Annotated in this window: 14 protein-coding genes and 2 tRNA genes (1 of these 16 cut by a window edge); 13 read left to right on the forward strand and 3 right to left on the reverse strand. The window is 72.8% G+C overall.

The genetic code is table 11. The features are described 5' to 3' along the window. Positions 1-27, reverse strand: a tRNA-Lys gene (locus tag ACIOHG_RS20545) (it extends 147 nt beyond the left edge of the window). A 545-nt stretch (positions 28-572) separates the two neighbouring features. On the opposite strand from ACIOHG_RS20545, the gene ACIOHG_RS20550 reads away from it, so the two are divergent. The 5 genes from ACIOHG_RS20550 (at position 573) to ACIOHG_RS20570 (ending at position 5,187) form a co-directional block, all read left to right on the forward strand. Beyond that, a complete protein-coding gene (locus ACIOHG_RS20550; protein ID WP_400952527.1) occupies positions 573-1,739 on the forward strand; it encodes a low temperature requirement protein A in 1,167 nt (388 codons plus the stop codon). 2 nt (positions 1,740-1,741) lie between these two features. Further along, positions 1,742-2,377 (forward strand): pentapeptide repeat-containing protein, encoded by a 636-nt coding sequence (locus ACIOHG_RS20555; protein ID WP_400952529.1) that lies wholly within the window; start codon positions 1,742-1,744, stop codon positions 2,375-2,377. Between the two features lie 170 nt (positions 2,378-2,547). Next, a complete protein-coding gene (locus tag ACIOHG_RS20560; RefSeq protein ID WP_400952532.1) occupies positions 2,548-4,608 on the forward strand; it encodes a phosphocholine-specific phospholipase C in 2,061 nt (686 codons plus the stop codon). 97 nt (positions 4,609-4,705) lie between these two features. Further along, positions 4,706-4,891: a hypothetical protein gene (locus ACIOHG_RS20565; protein ID WP_400952534.1), complete on the forward strand. Its 186-nt coding sequence runs from the start codon at positions 4,706-4,708 to the stop codon at positions 4,889-4,891. An 86-nt stretch (positions 4,892-4,977) separates the two neighbouring features. Continuing rightward, the gene (locus ACIOHG_RS20570; RefSeq protein WP_400952536.1) at positions 4,978-5,187 is read left to right on the forward strand and encodes a hypothetical protein; all 210 of its coding nucleotides are present in this window, start codon (positions 4,978-4,980) and stop codon (positions 5,185-5,187) included. A 76-nt stretch (positions 5,188-5,263) separates the two neighbouring features. Here ACIOHG_RS20570 and ACIOHG_RS20575 read toward each other — a convergent pair whose 3' ends face one another. Then, on the reverse strand, positions 5,264-8,488 hold the full coding sequence (locus ACIOHG_RS20575; protein ID WP_400952539.1) for a S41 family peptidase: 3,225 nt from the start codon (positions 8,486-8,488) through the stop codon (positions 5,264-5,266). Positions 8,489-8,565: 77 nt separating this feature from the next. On the opposite strand from ACIOHG_RS20575, the gene ACIOHG_RS20580 reads away from it, so the two are divergent. From ACIOHG_RS20580 to ACIOHG_RS20605, 6 genes are all read left to right on the forward strand, one after another. After that, positions 8,566-9,507 (forward strand): YwqJ-related putative deaminase, encoded by a 942-nt coding sequence (locus ACIOHG_RS20580; RefSeq protein WP_400952541.1) that lies wholly within the window; start codon positions 8,566-8,568, stop codon positions 9,505-9,507. Positions 9,508-9,527: 20 nt separating this feature from the next. Beyond that, on the forward strand, positions 9,528-10,004 hold the full coding sequence (locus tag ACIOHG_RS20585; protein WP_400952544.1) for an SUKH-3 domain-containing protein: 477 nt from the start codon (positions 9,528-9,530) through the stop codon (positions 10,002-10,004). After that, a complete protein-coding gene (locus tag ACIOHG_RS20590; RefSeq protein WP_400952547.1) occupies positions 9,997-10,386 on the forward strand; it encodes a YwqJ-related putative deaminase in 390 nt (129 codons plus the stop codon). The genes ACIOHG_RS20585 and ACIOHG_RS20590 overlap by 8 nt, the downstream gene beginning before the upstream one ends. Before the next feature lie 8 nt (positions 10,387-10,394). Next, positions 10,395-11,348: an SUKH-3 domain-containing protein gene (locus tag ACIOHG_RS20595; protein WP_400952550.1), complete on the forward strand. Its 954-nt coding sequence runs from the start codon at positions 10,395-10,397 to the stop codon at positions 11,346-11,348. A gap of 208 nt (positions 11,349-11,556) precedes the next feature. Next, positions 11,557-13,236 carry a chitinase gene (locus tag ACIOHG_RS20600; RefSeq protein ID WP_400952553.1) on the forward strand — a complete coding sequence of 560 codons (1,680 nt, stop codon included), beginning with the start codon at positions 11,557-11,559 and terminating at the stop codon, positions 13,234-13,236. A gap of 141 nt (positions 13,237-13,377) precedes the next feature. Further along, the gene (locus ACIOHG_RS20605) at positions 13,378-13,758 is read left to right on the forward strand and encodes a VOC family protein (protein ID WP_400952657.1); all 381 of its coding nucleotides are present in this window, start codon (positions 13,378-13,380) and stop codon (positions 13,756-13,758) included. Positions 13,759-13,820: 62 nt separating this feature from the next. Here the strand turns inward: ACIOHG_RS20605 and ACIOHG_RS20610 are convergent. Further along, positions 13,821-13,894 (reverse strand) — tRNA-Lys (locus ACIOHG_RS20610). Positions 13,895-14,005: 111 nt separating this feature from the next. Here ACIOHG_RS20610 and ACIOHG_RS20615 point away from each other — a divergent pair. Together ACIOHG_RS20615 and pgi are read left to right on the forward strand one after the other, a co-directional pair. After that, complete coding sequence (locus ACIOHG_RS20615) at positions 14,006-15,586, forward strand: Na+/H+ antiporter (RefSeq protein WP_400952555.1); 1,581 nt, start codon at positions 14,006-14,008, stop codon at positions 15,584-15,586. 182 nt (positions 15,587-15,768) lie between these two features. Next, positions 15,769-17,433, forward strand: coding sequence for a glucose-6-phosphate isomerase (gene pgi / locus ACIOHG_RS20620; RefSeq protein WP_400952558.1), 1,665 nt, complete (start codon positions 15,769-15,771; stop codon positions 17,431-17,433). The last annotated feature ends 5 nt before the right edge of the window (positions 17,434-17,438 follow it).

Genomic DNA, 17,438 nt, shown 5'->3' on the forward strand with positions numbered 1-17,438 from the left:
TGCTCTAACCAACTGAGCTAGCGGCGCCTGCCGACCCGGAGAACATTACACGGACCGGCCCGAACCACCGAATCGTGCCGGCCCGGACGCGGAAAGTGACCGGCCCGAAGCCGGGCGCGGGGCCGGGTGGGCGGGGCTGGTCCGACCGGGCGGACGCCCGTCCGCGCCGCAGGGGGCGCGCTGCCGGACAGCGCGGTGATCACGAGGAGCCCGGGGGCGGTCCCGGGGAGTCGCGGTGAGTCCGCCCCCGTGTCCGCGCCGTCCTCCTTGACCTTCCGCGTTGTCCGCGAAGCGCCCGTGTCGTTCTTCCATCCGGGAGGAATGTATCGGGTCGAACGGGGCGGACGGGACAATCCGCCCGGCACATCCCCGGGAATCGGCCCCGCTGTCACCCGGTTCGCGCACAGCGGCGTCAACTCTGCCTGACGGACGCCCCGATCGGCCCGGCCCCGGCCAACCGGCGTGCCGGGCACGGTGCGTGCGCCGCCGTCCCCGGGCTGCCAGGATCGCGGTGTCCAACTCCCCGCCCGCGCCCGCCCCCTGCGGCGCGGCCCCGCACCGAAGGCAGGCCGATGACCGCCGCCCCCGACCGCTACCGTCCGGTCCGCCGGATGCTGGCCCGCGACCGGGGCGAACCCCACCGGGTCGCCACCCCGCTGGAACTCTTCTTCGACCTGTGCTTCGTGGTGGCCATCGCCCAGTCCGGCCGCGAACTCGCGCACTCCCTCGCCGAGGGCCGGGTCGGCCACGCCCTGCTCGGCTACGCGATGGCGTTCTTCGCGGTCTGGTGGGCCTGGATGAACTTCACCTGGTTCGCCTCCGCCTACGACGTCGACGACGTGCCCTACCGGCTCACCACCCTGGTGCAGATCACCGGCGTGCTGGTGCTCGCCGCCGGCGTGCCGCGGATCTTCGAGGACCAGGACCTCACCCTCGGCGTGGCCGGCTACCTGCTGATGCGGCTGGCCATGGTCACCCAGTGGCTGCGCGCCGCCCGCGGCGAGCAGGGGGCCGGCCGCACCTGCGCGCTGCGCTACGCCGCCGGGATCACCGCCGTCCAGGTCTGCTGGGTGGTCCTGCTGTTCCTGCCGCACGGCTGGCAGGGCCCGCTGTTCCCGGTCGGCGTGCTGGCCGAACTCGCCGTGCCCGCCTGGGCCGAGAAGGACAACCCGACGCCCTGGCACCGGCACCACATCGTCGAGCGCTACGGCCTGTTCACCATCATCGTGCTCGGCGAGACGGTGGCCGCCGCCACCGTCGCCATCCAGACCGCGCTGGACGAGCACCGGGCGGTCTCCGAGCTGCTGCCGATCGCGGCCGGCGGCCTGCTGATCTGCTTCGGCGCCTGGTGGATCTACTTCGCCGACGACGTGCACCACGTGCTGCGCACCAACCGGCAGGCGCTGCCCTGGGGTTACGGCCACTACCTGGTGTTCGCCTCGGCCGCGGCGGTCGGCGGCGGGCTGGAGGTCGCGGTCGAGCACGCGGTCGGCACCGCGCACCTCTCGGACCGGGCCGCGGCCGCCGCCGTCACCGTGCCCACCGCGCTGTTCCTGATCACCGTCTGGGCGCTGCACTCCCGCCACCACAAGCGCGGCGCCGCCCAGCTGATCCTGCCGCTGGCCGCGCTGTCGGTGCTGGCTGCGACCCTAGCCGGGGACGCCGGTGTGCCGATCGCCGGCGCCCTGGTGGCGCTCGCCGTCGCCGTCGGCATCACCCTGTCCGCGAAACGGAGTTGACCGTGCGCCTGGAAGACCTGCCCCACGCCCACCTGCTGCAGCGTCACACCGGCCCGCTGCGGGCCGACGCCCGCTACGACACCGTGCACTTCGACGACCTGGCGCTGACCGGGCAGTTCGGCGGCGCGCAGTTCCTGGAGTGCGCGTTCACCGCCGTCCGGGCCGAGGAGGCGCGGCTGCGCCGGGCCTCGTTCAACGAGGTCTGGATGCAGGGCGGCCGGCTGGTCGGCGTCGACCTCGCGGAGAGCGAGTGGCAGGACAGCGAGGTCGAGGCGTGCGTGCTGGCGGGCGTCTCCGCGTACGGTTCGGCGATCCGGCGCACGGTGTTCCGGCAGTGCAAGCTGGAGTCGGTCAACCTGCGCGGCGCGGTGCTGCGCGACGTGGTGTTCGAGGACTGCCTGCTGCGGGACGTCGACCTCGCCGACGCCAAGCTCACCGACGTGTCCTTCCCCGGCAGCACGCTGGCGGAGGTGCGGCTGCGCGGGGCCGCGCTGAAGAACGCCGACCTGCGCCGGGCCGCCCGGCTGGACCTGCCGGACGGCCACCTCGGGCTGCGCGGCGCGATCGTCTCGACACCCCAACTGCTGGAGCTCGCGCCGCGGTTCGCCCAGGCGCTGGGCATCTCCGTGCAGGACTGACGCCCCGCCCGTTCACCCCGCGTCCGCCCGGCCCGCCCGTGGTGAACACTCACCGAATCCTTGCTGCACGCCCATGGCCATGCGGCCCCGGGTGCGTGAGGATGCTCGGCGGTCCGGCATCAAAGGTGTCTGGACAACATCACAGCAGCCGATCGGACGGGCGGGTCACCATGGCAGGGCTGAGTCGTAGGAAGTTCATGGCGTTGTCGGCGAGCGCGGCCGCCGGGGCGGCGGTCGCGGGCACCGCCGCGGTGGCCGGCAGCGAGCCGGCCGCAGCGGCCGCCGCAGCCGGGCTGAGCGCCACCGGCACGCTGGCGGACGCGAAGCACATCGTGATCCTGATGCAGGAGAACCGCAGCTTCGACCACTACTTCGGGATGCTGAAGGGCGTGCGCGGCTTCGCGGACCGCGCCACCATCCAACTCTCCGGCGGCTACAGCGTGTTCAACCAGCCGAACGTGCTGAGCCGGCAGTACCCGTGGCAGTTCTCCGCCACCAAGCCGGCCGGCGGCGCCGACCCGGAGCGGCTGGCGCAGTGCAACGGCGACCTCGCGCACGGCTGGGGCGACCAGCACAAGGCGTGGAACGGCGGCAAGCTGGACTCCTGGGTCGCCGCCAAGGGCAACGTCCGCACCCTGGGCTACCTGACCCGGGCCGACATCCCGTTCCACTACGCGCTGGCCGACAACTGGACGGTCAATGACGCCTACCACTGCTCGGTGATCTCGGCGACCGGCCCGAACCGCACCTACCACTGGTCCGGCCAGATCGACCCGGCGGGCGCGGCCGGCGGCCCCGCCTACGACGGCGGCGACGAGTCCGGCCTGAAGTGGCAGACCTTCGCGGAGGCGCTGGAGAACGCGGGCGTCAGCTGGAAAGTCTACCAGAACGCCGCCGACAACTACGGCGACAACGCACTCGCCTACTTCACCCAGTTCAGCTCCGCCCCGGCGGGCAGCCCGCTCGCGGTCAAGGGCATGGGCTCGGTCCCGAAGGTGACCGGGAAGACCCCGGACGACATCGTGGCCGCGATCAAGGCCGACGTGCTGGCCGGGACGCTGCCCCAGGTCTCCTGGATCGTCCCCGACCAGGCGTCCTCCGAGCACCCGTACGCCACCCCGGCGGACGGCGCACACTTCGTCCACAACGTGCTGGACGCGCTGAACGCCGACCCGAACGTCTTCAACTCCTCGATCCTGTTCCTGAACTACGACGAGAACGACGGCTTCTTCGACCACGTCCCGCCGCCGGCCGCCCCCGCCGGCACGGCCGGCGAGTTCTACAACGGCGTCAACATCGGCCTGGGCTTCCGGGTCCCGATGATCGCCGTCTCGCCGTGGAGCCGCGGCGGCTGGGTCTCCTCGGAGACCTCCGACCACACCTCGGTGCTGCGCTTCCTGGAGCGCTGGACCGCCGCCATCGGCAAGCCCGCCACCACCCCGAACATCTCGGCCTGGCGCCGCAAGGTGACCGGCGACCTGACCGGCATGTTCGACTTCGCCAACCCGGTGTACGGGATGCCCCCGCTGCCCGACACCTCGCAGACCATCGGCCTGTCCGCCTGCGGCCCGCTGCCCAACCCGGCCCCCGTCGACAACCGGCTGCCGGTGCAGGAGCCGGGCACCCGCCCGGCCCGCGCGCTGCCCTACCAGCCGGTCGCCAACCTGGACCACCTGGAGTTCGGCTCCGGCGGCGTGATGAAGGTGTGGATCGCGATGGCCAACCAGGGCAGCGCGACCACCCACTTCGCGGCCTACGCCAACGCCTACCGCTCCGGCGGCCCCTGGCAGTACACCGTCGACCCGTCCGCGACCACCAGCGACTTCTTCAACTGCGGCACCAACTACGGCGCCGGCAAGTACGACCTGACCGTGGTCGGCCCGAACCGCTTCCTGCGCCGCTTCACCGGCGACGCCACCAAGTCCGGCAAGGACGCCTCCGCCACCGTCACGTACGCGCCCGCCCCGGACACCGGCAAGCTCGCGGTCTGGTTCAAGCTCGCCAACGCCGGGACCGCGCCGGTCACCTTCACCATCACCTCCACCAACTACCGCTCCGACGGCCCGTGGACGTACACCGTCGCGGCCGGCGCCAACACCTCCGACTACTTCAACGCGGGCGCCCACACCAACGGCTGGTACGACTTCACGGTCACCGTCAGCGGCGACACCAGTTGGTCGCAGCGCTTCACCGGCCACCTGGAGACCGGCGCCGCCTCGATCTCCGGCTGACGCCGGACGGGTGACCGCCGCCGGTCCGGGTGCGACCCGCCCGGGCCGGTGGCACGGTGGACGGAGCCCGTAGTCCACGTACACCCGAGGAGGAGACATGGGCCTGAGCGACCAGTTCAAGGACAAGGCGAAGGACCTCGCCGAGCAGGCCAAGTCGGCGCTCGGCGACCACGGCGGCAAGGCCGAGGAGGCCGAGCAGAAGGCCCGCGAACAGGCCGAGGGCATGATGCCCGGCGGCCAGGAGTCCGCGGACGACACCCCGCAGGAGGGCGAGTCCTCCTGACCGCTCCGCCGACCGGGGACGGGCCCTGCCGGGCCCGTCCCCCCGGCGTACCGTGGCAAGGGGGGACGCCCACCCGAGGAGGAGACATGGGCATCTTCGACAGGTTCCGCCACAAGGCCGCCCAGCCCGCCGCCGACACGGCCGACCGGGCCGCCCTCGCCCACGACGAGGCCGCCGACGCCTTCGGCGACCGGGCCGAACGCGCCCGCGACGACACCGAACGCCGCATCGCGCAGGAGCGCGCCGACCGCGAGGCCGCCGAACGGATGACGTCCGAGGGCGACCCCTGGGGCTGACCGACCACCCCGCCGCGGAACGCCGGTACCCCGTTCGGGGGCACCGGCGTTCCGGCGTTCCGGGCCGGTCCCGCCGTCAGGCGTCGCGCGGGGGCAGCGGGGGGCGGCGCAGGTCGGGGCGGGGGGCGGTCGGGGGCGGGGGAGCGGCGGCCGGGGCGGCGGCGAGCAGGTCGAGGGCGAGGGCGACGGCGGCGGCGAGGTCGGTGTGGTCGCCGCGGGCCCAGTCGCGCGGGGTGCGGACCACCTCGACGTCGGGGTCGACGCCGTGGTTCTCCACGCCGAAGCCGATGCCGCCGGTGAACCAGGAGGCGTTCTTGGGGACGGAGATCTGGGTGCCGTCGCCCAGCGCGTGCCGCCCCGTCATGCCGACCACGCCGCCCCAGGTGCGGGTGCCGACCACTGGGCCGAGGGCGAGCTCCTTGATGGCGGTGATGATCACGTCGCCGTCCGAGCTGGTGGCCTGGTCGGCGAGCGCGACCACCGGGCCGCGCGGCGCGTCCCGGGGCCAGCGGACCGGCTCCCGGCCGCGGGTGAAGTCCCAGGCCAGGACCCGGCGGTGGAGCTTCTCCAGGACCAGTTCGGAGACGTTGCCGCCGGCGTTGCCCCGGACGTCCAGCACCAGGGCGGGGCGGGCGAGTTCGGAGCGCAGGTCGCGGTTGAACTGGGCCCAGCCGGAGCCGCCCAGGTCCGGGATGTGCAGGTAGCCGCAGGCGCCGCCGCCGAACTCCCGCACCAGCTGCCGCCGCCGGGCCACCCAGTCCTGGTAGCGGATCGGCCGCTCGTCGGTGAGCGGCGTGACGGCGAGCCGCCGGGTCCGGCCGTCCTGGCGGACCGTCAGCTCGACGGTGGTGCCGCCCGTCCCGGCCAGCAGCGGGGCGGGCCCGCGCACCGGGTCCGGCGGGCGGCCGTCCACGGCGAGCAGCTCCGCGCCGTCGTGCAGGCCGTGCCCGGCCAGCGGGGCCCGGGCCTTGGGGTCGGAGGACTCGCCGGGCAGGACGCGGTCGAGCAGCCAGCGGCCCTCCGGGTCCCGGTGCGCGTTCGCGCCCAGCAGGCCCAGCGGCTGCTGGGCCAGCGCCGGGCCCTCGCCGCGCCGGGACGGCGTGACGTAGGCGTGCGAGGTGCCCAGCTCGCCGAGCAGCTCGCGCAGCAGGTCGGCGAAGTCGTCGGGGGAGGCGATCCGCTCCAGCAGCGGCGCGTACTGGGCGGTCAGCGCGGGCCAGTCCAGGCCGCACATGCCCGGGTCCCAGAACTGGTCGGCGACCACCCGGGACGCCTCGAAGTAGGACTGCCGCCACTCGGCGGCCGGGTGCACGGTGTGGGTGATCCGGCGCAGGTCGACGGTGATCGGGGCGGTCGGCGCGGCCAGCGGGTACAGCTTGAGCGCACCCGCCGAGAACACCGACACCGCCGAGCCGTCCGCCGACACCGCGAAGCCGTCCAACTGCTCGACCAGGGTGGTGCGGCGGCCCCGGGCCAGGTCGAAGTGCTCCAGCGCGGGACGGCCCGAGGTGTCCTCCGGATGGGCGAAGGTCTGGCCCAGCGCCCCGGAGATCGGCCAGCGCAGCCAGACCACGCCGCCGCGCACCGCCGCCGTCGCCGAGTACTTGGAGGCGATCACCGGGAACGGCACCAGCCGGTTGCCCAGCCCCTCCTCGTCGACCCGCACGGTGCCGTCGCCGCCCGCCTCCTCCGGGTCCAGGCCGACCGGCGGCCGCCCCTCCGCCGGGGAGGCGAACGGCGACGGGGTGTCCGCCGCCAGCGGCACCAGGTACGGGCGGCAGCCCAGCGGGAAGGACAGGTCGCCGGTGTGCACGTCGTGCACCGGGTCGAAGCCCCGCCAGGACAGGAACACCAGGAACCGGCCGTCCCGGGTGAACACGGGGTGCTCGTCCTCGAACCGGCCCGAGGTCACCTCGACGATCCGCTCCGGCCGGTCGGTCCGGGCCAGCCGGATCGAGCGCAGCGAACGGCCCGCCACCGGCTGCGACCAGGTCAGCCAGCACGAGTCCGGCGAGAACGACGGGCTGGAGACCGGGCCGAACGAGGACGCCGCCACCTCGGTGACCGCACCCCCGTCGGCCTCCACCAGCAGCAGCCGGCCGTCCGAGCAGGCCACCGCGAGCCGGGCGCCGTCCGGGGACGCGACCAGCTCCAGCACCCGGCCGATCCGGCCCGCCGCGATCCGCCGGGGCGGCGGGTCCTGGGCGGCGCCGTCCTTGGCGGGCAGCGCGGCGATCTCGATCGCGTCCTCGCTGTCGGCGTCCGTCACCCAGGCCGCCCGGCCACCGTAGCCCAGCACCAGCGGCAGCCGGCAGCGCACGCCCGGGGTGTCGGCCAGCACCCGGGCCGGGCCGTCGCGGTGCGTCAGCCAGTACAGCGAGCCGCGCACGTTCAGCACCCCGGCCCGGCCGGTGGCGTCGCAGGCCAGGTCCTTCACGTTGTTCGCGGTGCTCACCTGGTACGGGCGGCGGCCGGTGCGGGCCCCGCCCAGCGGCACCTCCAGCCGGTGCGGCGCCGGGGCGTCCAGCGAGTCCAGCAGCCACAGGTCGCCGGCGTGCTGGTAGACCACCCGGACGCCGTCGGTGGCGGCCTCGCGGGCGTAGAACGCGGCGTGGTCGGTGTGCCGGCGCAGGCCGGTGCCGTCCGGGCGGACCGAGTACAGGTTGCCGACGCCCTCGTGGTCGGAGAGGAAGGCGACCCGCGGGCCGTCCGCCGAGGCCACCGGCATCGGCGAGGCCAGGTGCCCGCCCAGGCCCGGCAGCAGCCGGTCGTGGCCCACCCACAGCCGGCCGGTCGCCCCGCCCCGGTAGCGCTTCCAGAAGGCCGGCTCGTGCGGCGCCGCGTCCGTCAGCAGCACCGTCCGGCCCTCGCCGACCTGCGCGTCCGCGACCGGCCCCCACGGCATCCGGCGCCCCGGCGAACCGTCCGGCGGCAGCTCCCACGCCCAGGTGTAGTGCGCGAACGGCTCGTGGTACGAGGTCACCGCCAGCACCTCGCCGTTCGGCAGCCAGCCCCGCACCCGGGTGTCCTGGCTGCCCCAGTACGTCAGCCGGACCGCCTCGCCGCCCGCCACCGGCGCGGTGAACACCTCCGGCGTCAGCGCGAACCAGCTCGTCCAGGCCAGCACCGAGCCGTCCGGCGACAGCCGCGGATGGCTCACCCTGGTCCGGTCGCAGCTCACCCGCCAGGCCCGCCCCACCCCGCCGTCCGCCCCCAGCGGGGCCACCCAGACGTCGTCCTCCGCGGTGAAGGCGAGCAGCCCGCCGCGCACATGGGGGTACCGCAAATATCCGGCCACCACTCCATGGTTCGACCCGCCCGCGACCGGCGCAACGCGTCGGCCCACCTCGGCCGAAACCACGCTGCCGAATCCGGAGGGTGCTGTCGTCCGAGCACTGGAACCGGGGGGAACTGGTGCCCAATCAGATCGTGAAGGCGCTCGAGCACGCTGCCGAAAAGCTCGGCAGGACTCTTGCCCGCGATGCGGGTCGAGCCGTTTCGGAGTTCTACCGTTCGACCGCGGTCCGGCTCGGCAAGGTATCGGCGAACATCAAGAAGGCCGATCTCGAGCATGCCGACCGGTTGAAGAAGATCACGGCGCACGACGGTGCTGCGAGCGCCCACCCCCGTTCCGCCGGAGGCGGCGGAGCGCCTCCCGGGTCCTCCGGACGAACCCGCCACCAGGGTGAGCCGCAGGGCCGGCGTCTGGAACCCCAGCCCGACTGGCACGGCCGGAGCGCGAAGGGGATGAAGGGCAGGAAGCGCGACGCGCTCGATGTGAGCCACCTTGATCCCGCGGACCAGCTCGCGGTCCTGGAGCGCGAGTCGATGCAATTGGCCAAGGACGCGGTGAGCGCTCCTCCCAACGCGCCGGGCATGACCACGGGCCAGCACCGCCTGACGCAGGGGTGCGCCGGAAGCTTCGAGCACCAAGGGGTGATCACGGCGCACTCGAGTACGACCAAGCAGGGCCAGTTCCGCTACCCGGAGGCCCATCCCGTTCTGCAGGAGATGCTCGACGGGATCAAGGCGGACGCCGATGCGGGCCGAATACCGAGGGTGGGGGCAGGGCACGGCAAGTGCGCCGAGATATCGTTGATCAGCGACCGCCTGCATCAGGCGGACCCTGACGGTACCTCCATCCGGACGCCTGCCGACGCGCGGAACCTGCTGCAGGGCGGGGTGATGCACACCAGGCAGATCGGGGACATGACGGACCGGAGCACGGGGGCGGTGATCCTGCCGCACGGTGCGTACAAGCCTCCGTGCAGCACCTGCACCCATCTCCTTCCCGCGCTGGGCGTCCACGCACATCGATGATTCAGGGAGGAACGCGGGACATGGCACTGCTGCCTTCTGCGGAGGACGTCGAGGCCTGGCTCGAGGCTGACGGATGGTTTCCCGGCCGTGACATCGGGGCCCGAGCGGATGAGCTGATCGGCATCCGTGTGCGGGACGCCTCCGCGCAGGGCGCCCCGCTCACCGTCTTCCCGCGCGCGGTGGAATTCGTCCGCTCGTTCGGGGAGCTGCGGCTGGCCGACCCCGCGGACGCCGGGCGGGCACTCTGGCTCCGGCCGACGATCGGCTACGACGGGGACGCCGCCGATATCGGCGAGCTCGCCGCAGGGCTGGGAAAGGCGCTCTTCCCGGTCGGACTGGAGACCGGGGAGAACGGAATCCTGCTCGTCGACGACGACGGCCGACTCTTCTACTTGCACCACACCGGCGGGTACTTCCTCGGAGAAACTCCGGCGTCTGCTTTCGCCCAGTGGCTCAGCGGACGTGCCATGCAGGATGCGGAGGACTTCTTTGCCTGAGAACAGCCCCGGAGTCGCGTCGTCCTTGCTGGCGAACGGCACGGTGACCAGCCATACCAGCCTCTCCGGTGGAGAAGGGCCCGAACTCCATCCGCTGGTCCGCGATTTCCTTGCGACCCTGCCGCCGAGCCGGCGCGAACCTTTCGTCGGGCTCTGTGCCGAGTCGCTGCTGGTGTCCGACCGGCTGTGGCAGTTCGAATCCGAGCAGGGAGGCGGGGCCACCGTGACGTTCGAGGCGGTGAAACCGCTCTTCGCGGGCAGCGCCATCATCTCGCGCCTGGTCCGGGACCCCGGAGACCCCGATCACGGCCGATCGGTGCCTCCCTGCCGGTCGTGTGCGGCGCTCGCGGAACGACTCGGCATCCGGGTGGTGGTGCCGTGACGGAACCCGTGACCGCCCCCGGCTTTCGAACGGCATTGGCGTCCGCCGGATGGCATCCGGGCAGGACCGCTCCCGCGCATGTCCGGACCTGGCTCCTGGAGACGATGGCAGCGGTCTCCGCCGACGGTGTTTCCCCCTGGGGGCTTTCCGCTGCGGCATCCCGGGTGATCGGGGAATTCGGAGGGCTGACGATCCGGCCGGTCCCGCCCGGGGCGGAGGCCGTGGCGCACGGCTGCACCATCGACCCGAGGGCGGCTCGGCACGCGACGGCCGGATTCACGGAGTTCGCCGAGAGGCTCGGGGCGCGGGTGTTCCCGCTGGGAGTCACCGACGACGGCGCGATGCTCGCGGTGGACGAGCACGAACGGATCTTCCGGCTGGGGCAGGGCGGGTGGTGGTACCTCGGGTCCTCGGCCCCGGAAGGGCTGGCACGGCTCGTCGAAGGCCATCGGCCGGCCCGGGTCGACGAGACCGGTCACTGGGAGCAGCTCCGGCCCCTTCCCCGGCAGGCGGCAGCCTGGTCGTGGCAGGAGCACGCGGGTGCCGGCGGCAGCTCCGCGGACCGGGGCTTGCGGACCGCGATGGTGGTCGCCTTCCTCCTGCACCGAGCGGGGCTGCTCGCCGCCCGCCGACTCAGGTTCACGGCCGTCGACGACGGCCGCGTGCCGATCGACCAGGTCTTCCGGCTCGGAGCCGGGAACCTGGAGGAGCATGCCGCCGCGATCCTTGCCGAGGTCGGGCGGCAGTGCGGCCGACCCGCGGAGACGGTCCGGATCGAACTCCACGGGGCGTCCCCGTCCGCTGCCGAACCGGCGGGTGACTGGTCCTGTGTGCTCACGACGTCCGGGGACGGTCGGACCGGACTGTCCATCGGGTTCCGCGGGGAGTGCGCCGTTCCGGAGGCGTCACCGGCTTTCGGGGCGGCGCTGTCGGAACTGAACACCTGGGTCGAAGGCCGCTGACGAGAAGGCCGGTCGGCCCCGGACGGAGCTGACGGGAGGTCAGTGGGCGAGGGTGGCCGGTGCATTGACAGGGGCGGGCGGAGCCGGTTCAGTGGTCTAGTCCAACTCCCAGGTGCGTGCCGGTGCGGCGGCGCGCGCCGGGCCGGAAACCCCACAGTCCGGCGGGCGGAGGAGGGCGTCCCCCACACAGAGGCAGGAGCATCCCCACATGCACACTCCCCGAACTCCCCGAACTCCGCGCGGGAAGCGGCTGCTCGCCGCCGGAACGGCCTGGGCGGTCGCGGCCGCGGGCGCCGTCGCGGTCAGCTTCGGCCTGGCCGGGTCGGCCTCGGCCGGCGAGTTCCTGGTCAACGGCGGCTTCGAGTCCGGCTCCCTGAACCCCTGGAGCTGCACCGGCTCCACCGGCTCCGTGGTCACCGGCCACGCCCGGACCGGGACGTACGCGCTCGCGGGCGCCGCGTCCTCCGCCGACACCGCCCAGTGCACCCAGACCGTCGCGGTCGCCCCCAACACCACGTACACGCTCAGCGCCTACGTCAACGGCGCCTACGTCTACCTCGGCGTCAACGGCGGCACCTCCACCTGGACGCCGGGCACCGGCGGCGCCTTCCAGAAGCTCTCGGTCAGCTTCACCACCACCGCCACCCAGACCTCCGCCACCGTCTTCACCCACGGCTGGTACGGCCAGGGCACCTACTACGCCGACGACGTCTCGCTCGACGGCCCCGGCGCGCCCAGCGCCTCGCCGTCCCCGTCGAAGAGCGCCAGCGCCTCGGCCAGCCCGTCCAGCTCCGCGAGCCCGTCGACGTCCACGAGCCCGTCCTCCTCGGCGAGCCCGAGCACCTCCGGCAGCCCGAGCACCCCGCCGCCGCCCGGCGGCCACGCCCTGGTCGGCTACCTGCACGCCAGCTTCGCCAACGGCGCCGGCTACCTGAAGATGGCCGACGTCCCCGACAGCTGGGACATCATCGACCTGGCCTTCGGCGAGCCCGACTCGATCACCGGCGGCACCATCCACTTCAACCGCTGCCCGGTCAGCGAGTGCCCCGGCGTGGAGTCCGACGCCGACTTCAAGGCGGCCATCGCCGCCAAGCAGGCCAAGGGCAAGAAGGTGCTGCTCTCGATCGGCGGCCAGAACGGCGAGGTGCAGCTCACCACCACCGCCGCCCGCGACAACTTCGTCAACTCGGTCTCCGCGATCATCGACAAGTGGGGCCTGGACGGCCTCGACATCGACTTCGAGGGCCACTCGCTGTCGCTCAACACCGGCGACACCGACTTCAAGAACCCCACCACGCCGGTGATCACCAACCTGATCTCCGCGGTGAAGAGCCTCAAGGCCAAGTACGGCGCGAAGTTCCAGCTCACCATGGCGCCGGAGACCTTCTTCGTCCAGCTCGGCTACCAGTACTACGGCTCCGGCCCCTGGGGCGGCCAGGACCCGCGCGCCGGGGCGTTCCTGCCGGTGATCCACGCCCTGCGCGACGACCTCACGCTGCTGCACGTCCAGGACTACAACTCGGGCTCGATCATGGGCCTCGACAACCAGTACCACAGCATGGGCGGCGCGGACTTCCACGTCGCCATGACCGACATGCTGCTCACCGGCTTCCCGGTGGCCGGCAACACCGGCAACGTGTTCCCGGCGCTCAAGCCCTCGCAGGTCGCCATCGGCATGCCCGCCAACACCTACGCCGGCAACGGCTACGTCGCCCCGGCCGCGGTCAACCAGGCGCTGGACTGCCTCACCAAGGGCACCGGCTGCGGCTCCTACACCCCGCGCTCCGGCAAGCAGCCGAACCTGCGCGGCCTGATGACCTGGTCGATCAACTGGGACAACTACAACGGGAACGAGTTCTCGAAGAACTTCCACGGCTACTTCGGCTGAGCCGCCGGGCAGCAGCAGGGCCGGGGCCGACCGCCGGGGGGTGGTCGGCCTCCGGCCGTCGTGCGGCGGAGGTGGACGCCGGGGCTCGCGGGCACGGGGGTGCGGTGCCAGCCTGGGGCAGGAGAGGAGGAGGTGGTGGAGATGCTGGCAGACGCTCCACTGGCCGCGGTGATCCCGGTGACCGACCTCGGACGCGCCGTGGCGTACTACCGCGACACGCTCGGGCTGAACCCGGTCCGGGAGTCTTCGGAGGAGGTGGTGTTCCGCTGCGGGGGCACCGAGTTCGGGATGTACGAGACGCCGTACGGGGGACAGGCCGGGCACACCCTGGCCAGCTGGAAGGTCGCCGACCTGGCCGCCGAGATGGCCGAGCTGCGCGGGCGCGGGGTGGTCTTCGAGGAGTACGACCTGCCCGGGCTGAAGACCCTGGACGGGATCGCCGAGGCGGACGGCATGCGGGCCGCCTGGTTCAAGGACCCGGACGGGAACGTGCTGTGCGTCAACGAACGGGGGGAGGTGTGAGGAACGCCCCGGAGACCCGGGAACGCCGAAGGCCTCCCCGGAGGGAGGCCTTCGACCGTCGGTGCGCCGCCAGGGACTCGAACCCCGGACCCGCTGATTAAGAGTCAGCTGCTCTAACCAACTGAGCTAGCGGCGCCTGCTGACGGAGAGAACATTACCTGGTCAGCGGCCGAAACACACAATCGGCCCGGCGAGGGGCGGACGTATGCTGAGCACGCCCGACCCCGCGCTGTCGAGAGGAACCCCCGTGGGCCAGCTGACGCTGCTCTTCCTGGTGCTGCTCGCCTCGGTGGTGACGATGCCGCTGGCCCGCCGGACCCGGATTCCGCAGCCGGTGCTGATGACGATGGTCGGCCTGGTCTTCGCGCTGATCCCGCAGATCCCCAACGTGGAGGTCAACCCGGAGCTGATCCTGCCGCTGGTGCTGCCCCCGCTGATCTTCGCGGTCGCCCGGCGCTCCTCGGTCCGGTACTTCAAGGCCAACATCCGGTCGATCCTGCTGCTGGCCGTCGCGCTGGTGGTGGTCACCACCACGGTCGTCGCGGGGGTGTTCTCCTGGTTGGTGCCGGCCGCGCCGCTGGCCGCCGGGGTCGCGCTCGGCGCGCTGGTCTCGCCGCCCGACCCGGTCGCCGCCGTCGCGGTGGCCGGCGAGGTCGGGCTGCCCCGGCGGCTGACCGCGGTGCTGGAGAGCGAGGGCCTGTTCAACGACGTCACCGCGATCGTCATCTACTCGCTGGCCGTCGAGGCCGTGGTGGACGGCAACCTGACGGCGGGTCGGGCGGTCGAGCGGTTCCTGCTGTCGGCGCTGGTCGCGGTCGTCGTCGGGATCGGCCTCGGCTGGGCCAACGCCAAGCTGGCCGGTCTGCTCGACGACCCCACCCAGCAGGTCGCGCTCAACCTGCTGGTGCCGTTCGCCGCGTACGTCCTGGCCGAGGAGGCGCACGGCTCCGGCGTGCTCGCCGTGGTGGTCTGCGCGCTCTACCTCGCCGACCGGGCCAGCGACGCCGACGAGGTCTCCTACCGGCTGGTCGGCAACGCCTTCTGGGAGATCGTCGAGACCCTGATCACCGGCGTCGCCTTCGGCCTGATCGGCCTGGAGCTCTCCACCGTCCTGCAGGACGTCAAGGACACCTGGCACACCATGATCGGCGACACCGCGACGGTGATCGCCGCCGTGGTGGTGCTCCGACTGCTCTGGCTGCTGCCCGCCGCCTGGATCTCCAAGCGGGTCAGCCACGGCGAGGAGGACACCCCGATCAGCTGGCGCGAGACCGTGGTGCTCTGGTGGTCCGGCATGCGCGGCGTCGCCACCGTCGCGCTCGCCCTCGGCATCCCGCTCACCCTGCACGACGGGCTGGACTTCCCGGCCCGCAGCGAGATCGTCTTCATCGCGTTCAGCGTCGTCCTGTTCACCCTGGTCGTGCAGGGCCTCACGCTGCCCTACGTGGTCAAGCTGCTCGGCCTGGACAGCGACGGCGACGCCCACGAGAAGGCCGTCCGGGAGCTGTGGTGGCGGGCCGCCAAGGCCGGCCTGCACCGGCTCGCCGAACTGGAGGAGCAGGACCAGCTCCCGCCCGAGATCGCCGAACGCCTCCGTGAGCGCCAGCACGACCGGCTGGCCCGGCTCTGCCCCGAGAAGTACGAGGAGGAGGAGGCGATGGAGGCGAAGCGCCGCGGCAAGCAGTGGCGGCAGGCCCACGCGGTCGAGCAGCAGATGATCGCCGCCTCCCGCCGCGAGGTGCTCGCCGCCCGCGGCGAGGCCGGTGGCGACCCCGAGGTCGCCGACCAGGTGCTGCGCGCACTCGACCTCCAGTCGGCCAGGAAGTGACGGGCCGTCGACCGCTCGCGGTACCCCCGTGGTGCCGCCCGGACCGGGCTCCCGCAGGGCATAGGGTTGGCGGGGACAGGGCCGACGACGGAGCCGGCGCACGCACACGTACCCGCCGGGCCGACGCCACCCTCCCGCCGCACCCGCCGGAACCCGCACCCGTACGACGCTAGGAGCACTCGATGTCGGACACCCCCGCCAGCGGCCGGACCCCGTTGGACCGCACCCCGCAGTGGGCCGCGCTGGGGAAGCACCGGGCGGAACTGGGCGACCAGCACCTGCGCGGGCTGTTCGCCGCCGACCCCGACCGCGGCACCCGCTACACCCTGCAGGCCGGCGACCTGTTCGTCGACTACTCGAAGCACCTGGTCACCGACCGCACCCTGGAGCTGCTGCGCGAACTCGCCGCCGCGACCGGCGTGGCCGAGCTGCGCGACGCGATGTTCCGCGGCGAGAAGATCAACACCACCGAGGACCGCGCCGTCCTGCACACCGCGCTGCGCGCCCCGCGCGAGGCCGTGATCGAGGTCGACGGCGAGAACGTGGTGCCCGCCGTGCACGCCGTCCTCGACAAGATGGCCGACTTCTCCGAGCGGATCCGCTCCGGCGCCTGGACCGGCCACACCGGCCGGCGCATCCGCAACGTGGTCAACATCGGCATCGGCGGCTCCGACCTCGGCCCCGCGATGGCCTACGAGGTGCTGCGCTCCTACACCGACCGCGACCTGACGGTCCGTTTCGTCTCCAACGTCGACGGCGCCGACCTGCACGAGGCCGTCCGCGACCTGGACGCCGCCGAGACGCTGTTCGTCGTCGCCTCGAAGACCTTCACCACCATCGAGACCGTCACCAACGCGGTCGCCGCCCGCAGCTGGCTGCTGGAGCAGCTCGGCGCCGGGGACGAGGCCGTCGCCAAGCACTTCGTGGCGCTCTCCACCAACGCGCAGGGCGTCGCCGACTTCGGCATCGACACCGCCAACATGTTCGAGTTCTGGGACTGGGTGGGCGGCCGCTACTCCTACGACTCCGCGATCGGCCTCTCGCTGATGATCGCCATCGGCTCGGAGCGCTTCCAGGAGATGCTGGCCGGCTTCCGGCAGATGGACGAGCACTTCCGCACCGCCCCCGCTGAGCGCAACCTCCCGATGCTGCTCGGCCTGCTCGGCGTCTGGTACGGCGCCTTCTTCGACGCCCAGTCGCACGCGGTGCTCCCGTACTCGCACTACCTGTCGAAGTTCACCGCGTACCTGCAGCAGCTCGACATGGAGTCCAACGGCAAGTCGGTGGACCGCGAGGGCAACCCGGTGGCCTGGCAGACCGGTTCGGTGGTCTGGGGCACCCCCGGCACCAACGGCCAGCACGCCTACTACCAGCTGCTGCACCAGGGCACCAAGATGATCCCGGCCGACTTCCTGGGCTTCGCCCGCCCGGTCGACGACCTGCCGGCCGGCCTGATCGCCCAGCACGACCTGCTGATGGCCAACTTCTTCGCCCAGACCCAGGCGCTGGCCTTCGGCAAGACCGCCGAGGAGGTCGCGGCCGAGGGCGTGCCCGCCGAGCTCGTCCCGCACAAGACCTTCCGCGGCAACCACCCCACCACCACGATCCTCGCCGCCGAGCTGACCCCGCACGTCCTCGGCCAGCTGATCGCCCTCTACGAGCACAAGGTGTTCGTCCAGGGCGCGGTCTGGAACATCGACTCCTTCGACCAGTGGGGCGTCGAACTCGGCAAGGTGCTCGCCAAGAAGATCGAGCCGGTCCTGCTCACCGGCGAGGGCGCCGAGGCGCTGGACGCCTCCACCGCCAACCTGGTCGGCCAGTACCGGGAGCTGCGCGGCCGCTCCTGACGCCC

The organism is Kitasatospora sp. NPDC088134 (genome assembly GCF_044741705.1).
GTDB lineage: Bacteria > Actinomycetota > Actinomycetes > Streptomycetales > Streptomycetaceae > Kitasatospora.

What these genes read in the sequence shown, in the direction of transcription:
- ACIOHG_RS20550 (WP_400952527.1), top strand. Translation starts at nt 573, where the DNA reads ATGACCGCCGCCCCCGACCGCTACCGTCCGGTCCGCCGGATGCTGGCC.
- ACIOHG_RS20560 (WP_400952532.1), top strand. Translation starts at nt 2,548, where the DNA reads ATGGCAGGGCTGAGTCGTAGGAAGTTCATGGCGTTGTCGGCGAGCGCG.
- ACIOHG_RS20565 (WP_400952534.1), top strand. Translation starts at nt 4,706, where the DNA reads ATGGGCCTGAGCGACCAGTTCAAGGACAAGGCGAAGGACCTCGCCGAG.
- ACIOHG_RS20570 (WP_400952536.1), top strand. Translation starts at nt 4,978, where the DNA reads ATGGGCATCTTCGACAGGTTCCGCCACAAGGCCGCCCAGCCCGCCGCC.
- ACIOHG_RS20585 (WP_400952544.1), top strand. Translation starts at nt 9,528, where the DNA reads ATGGCACTGCTGCCTTCTGCGGAGGACGTCGAGGCCTGGCTCGAGGCT.
- ACIOHG_RS20600 (WP_400952553.1), top strand. Translation starts at nt 11,557, where the DNA reads ATGCACACTCCCCGAACTCCCCGAACTCCGCGCGGGAAGCGGCTGCTC.
- ACIOHG_RS20605 (WP_400952657.1), top strand. Translation starts at nt 13,378, where the DNA reads ATGCTGGCAGACGCTCCACTGGCCGCGGTGATCCCGGTGACCGACCTC.
- pgi (WP_400952558.1), top strand. Translation starts at nt 15,769, where the DNA reads ATGTCGGACACCCCCGCCAGCGGCCGGACCCCGTTGGACCGCACCCCG.